This is a genomic window from Oceanobacter kriegii DSM 6294 (genome assembly GCF_000422845.1).
GTDB classification, from domain to species: Bacteria; Pseudomonadota; Gammaproteobacteria; order Pseudomonadales; family Oceanobacteraceae; genus Oceanobacter; species Oceanobacter kriegii.
Genome location: NZ_AUGV01000035.1, coordinates 1 through 3,856 on the forward strand (window position 1 = coordinate 1; position 3,856 = coordinate 3,856).

At 55.2% G+C, this 3,856-nt stretch carries 4 protein-coding genes; all 4 read left to right on the forward strand.

Annotation, left to right across the window (positions count from 1 at the left end; genetic code table 11):
- A partial coding sequence (locus G516_RS22460; protein WP_036536541.1) for a baseplate assembly protein occupies nucleotides 1–855 on the forward strand: 855 nt, incomplete at its 5' end.
- 5 nt (nucleotides 856–860) lie between these two features.
- On the forward strand, nucleotides 861–1,406 hold the full coding sequence (locus G516_RS23980; protein ID WP_084645056.1) for a phage tail protein I: 546 nt from the start codon (nucleotides 861–863) through the stop codon (nucleotides 1,404–1,406).
- Nucleotides 1,403–2,506, forward strand: a complete 1,104-nt coding sequence (locus G516_RS0113245) for a phage tail-collar fiber domain-containing protein (protein WP_028294054.1) — start codon at nucleotides 1,403–1,405, stop codon at nucleotides 2,504–2,506. The genes G516_RS23980 and G516_RS0113245 overlap by 4 nt, the downstream gene beginning before the upstream one ends.
- Before the next feature lie 24 nt (nucleotides 2,507–2,530).
- A complete protein-coding gene (locus G516_RS22470; RefSeq protein WP_245582671.1) occupies nucleotides 2,531–3,724 on the forward strand; it encodes a phage tail sheath subtilisin-like domain-containing protein in 1,194 nt (397 codons plus the stop codon).
- Nucleotides 3,725–3,856: the final 132 nt, after the last annotated feature.

Genomic DNA, 3,856 nt, shown 5'->3' on the forward strand with positions numbered 1-3,856 from the left:
CCAGACATTATCGAGACGCTCGATTTCGAAGCCCTGTTGAGCGAACGAAAAGCAGCCCTGCTCAACTTGTACCCAAGTGCAGAGGACGTCCTCGATAACGAGTCCGAGCCGCTGAACTACCTGCTGCAAGAAAGCTGCTATCGGGAACTGATACTCCGCCAGCGCATTAACGACAGCGTGCTGGCCATTACCTTGGCCTACGCTACAGGGGCTGATCTGGACGTGATTGGCATTGACCGCTTCAACATGGAGCGCCTGACCATTACCGAGGCCACCGAAACCGACGACGCCGTCATGGAATCCGATGATGATTACCGGCAGCGAATCTACGACAGCTGGTCACAGCAAAGCACCGCTGGCCCTGGCATCGCCTATGAAAGCATTGCACGAGATGCCGATGGCGATGTCGCAGCAGCACGGGCAACCAGCCCGGAACCCGGCCGTGTTCTTGTGTCCATCCTTAGCCACACAAACAACGGCTCTCCATCACAGGAATTAGTCGCCACGGTTCATGCAGCAGTGTCGTCTGATGACTCCAGGCCGCTCACAGTCGAAGTAATCACCGCGCCGGCGGTGATTACGCCTGTAGCACTGAACGCAGAACTGGTTTTAATCGACGGACAAGACAGTAACGGTGCCAGCGAGATCCTTGCCAACGCGATCGATGCAGCGCAGGCATACGCTGCAGACAGAAAAGAGATCGGGCGCGACCTCGAAATCAGTCAACTGTACTCGCTGCTTCACGTAACCGGTGTTGAATCTGTCCACTTAAATAGCCCAACAAGCACGGTTGCCGTTGCCGACAACGGTGCCGCCGTCATCACGTCCGTCGCTGTGGCACTGGCAGAGGCGTAGCAGCAATGACAAATCGCACACTGTTGCCACCGGGCACGCCCCCCTTACCGAAAGCAATCGCTGAAAGCTGCGCCAGCATGTTTGATATCGACATGCCCCATCGTTCTGTGGTGTCGATCGATAACTGCCCAGAGGCCCTGTTGCCATGGTTGGCGTGGGAGTACGCCGTCGACGTCTATCTGGACTCCATGACCGTCGAACAGAAGCGAGCAGCGATAAAAAACGCCGCAGAAGTGCATCGGAAAAAGGGTACCGCCAGAGCCATGCACCAAGCGATCCGCCCCTTGGGGGCCGAGATCACAATCACCGAATGGTGGCAAACATCACCGCAAGGAACACCGCACACGTTCACCGTGCAGTATTCACCAGCGGACAGTGGACTGCCCGACACAATCGAATTCAAAGAAGCAATCGAGCGCGCAATTGAGCGCGTCAAACCGCTGCATGCCCACTATCAGCTGCGGGCAACACACGATGCAGCAGCAACCATTGGCGCCGTAGCCGCAGTGCGCGGAGTACAACTTTTGCAACTGGAAATGACAGACTCATGAGCATGCAAATAGTGATTACAGATGCTGGACTGGCAGCCATCATCGATGCACAAAACTCGGGGCTAACGCTACGCATTACAGAAATGCGCGTCGGATCGGGCCAGTGGAATCCAACAAGTGCAGCGACTGCACTGCAGTCAGAGATCAAACCCATCACAAACATCTCCGGCGAAGAAACGCTCCCAGGTGTGCTGCGCATTAATATCGTTGACGACAGCACGGACGCATATCAAGCCGGTGAGCTGGGCTTCTTCGATGCCAGTGGAACACTGATCGCCTTGTACTCCCAGACAAGTGGTTACGTCACTGAAAAAGCCTCGGGCTCAGCATTGGTAATGGCGCTGGACCTGACATTAACCACCGTCGACCCTGCCGCGATTTCATTTGGCAGCACCAACTTTGTGCTCCCGGCGGGGACGACATCCAAGCCAGGTGTTGTCGAACTAGCCATCAACGATGAAGTGGACGCCGGCGCGCAAGGAAAAGTGGTCGATGCGTTGCGGCTGCAAAGCTGGTTTAACAGAACCAAAACCGACGATACAGAAACGAACGACTCGTCAAAGTTGGTCACCGCCGCTGCTGCGTATGCGTTGCAAGAGCAGGTCGACGAACGTGGAAGTCAAATTGCCACCCTGAATACACGGCTAAAGGCATCGACAGTACCAAGTACAGTGATGATCTCTTTTCTGAACGACGCACTGAGCTTCCCCATCTCCGGGCGCGTTGATCTCAGTGAATCAATGCCATTTGCCCGTCTTTATCAACTTCATACCCAGTACGGTGGGACCATCATCGACGGCGCTTATCAGGTAATTGTTGAGCGCAAAGCCACCGGCACATACGGGATTCTCTACCAAAAATATAACGCCAGTACCGAAACCTGGACGCTCCAAAACGTCAGCGGCATCGTTTGCCAGGTCACTCTGGCCTCGTTTGAAACCGGCAAGGACGAATTCATCGTCGACTTCCTATCAAAGACAACAACGGAGCTGACAATGGTCATTCAGACCGAGAACAGCACGCTGAATGATTGTCCGTTCTACTTAACCGTAACTCCGCAAGGAAGCGTGGCCAACACGGCCACCGACCCGGTTAGCTAAATGAGCAGCCACGGAACCTTCGTAATGGAACTGCCGGCAACAACCCCACCGGTAGCGACCATAGCCAACGCCGTCATCGGCATCATCTGCACCGCCGACGACGCAGACGTCGCTGTGTTTCCAGCCAATACAGCGGTCCTGCTAACCAATCCGCGCAGTGGTACTGCAAGCGCTGGCACCACTGGAACCCTGCTGAATACACTCACCGCCATCGGCAACCAAACTAATGCCCAGGTGGTTGTGGTACGGGTACCCGAAGGCGCTGATGCAGCTAAAACGGAAACCAACCTGATCGGTGGCGACGTCGACGGCAAGAAAACAGGCATGCAGGCTCTTTTGTCAGCACAGTCCAAGCTTGGGGTTAACCCCCGCATTTTGGGTGTGCCCGGGCTGGATACTCAGGCTGTTACCACCGCATTGATCACCGTCGCGCAAAAGCTGCGCGCATTTGTGTACGCTGGATGCAATGGCTGCACCACCAAGGCAGAAGCGCTTACGTACCGCGCCAACTTCACAGCTCGTGAGCTCATGCTCATCTGGCCCGACTTCATCAACGATTCTGGCAGTGTCATGCCAGCAACGGCTTATGCACTTGGCTCACGCGCGCAAATCGACAACGATATCGGCTGGCACAAAACGCTTTCAAACGTGGCGGTAGACGGCGTGGCGGGCATCTCTGCTGATGTCTATTGGGATTTAATGGACCCGGACTGTGACGCAGTGCAGCTGAACGAAGCCGGTATCACAACACTGATCGGACGAAAAACTGGCCGTAGAGGCGGCCGGGACATCGTGAGCTATTCATTCTGGGGGAACCGAACATGCGCAGCCGAGCCGCAGTTCGAATTCGAAAACTACACGCGATCGGCTCACAAAATTACAGAGGCTGTGCTGGAGTCGGTATTTGGAGACCTCGACAAACCGCTCAACCAGGCACGCCCACAGGCCATACTGGAAAGGCTGCAAGCCCGGCTTCGGGGAATGGTGCACGATGGCCACCTTATAGGTGCAAATGCGTGGTCAACCACCACTGACGGTATCGTCAGTATTGATTTCGATTACACGCCCGTTCCGCCGCTGGAAAACTTGACACATCATCAGCGTACAACGGTCTCGGGGTTGCTGCTGATCAATGGCAGTGGTGAATACCTTTCCATGAACAACGAACCAATCACCATCGATGGTCAGCTGCTGTTGCTGTCGACCCTGGTTAGCTGAGGTGCTGCATGACGATTGAAATTACCGACCAGTCTCGATTCCCAATACGTGATGTTAAAGAAGATGACAAGGTCATGGTGTTCGGCGGAAGTAGCGGGCCAGCCGCTGTTTTAGCTTCTGGAATCGGCGGGG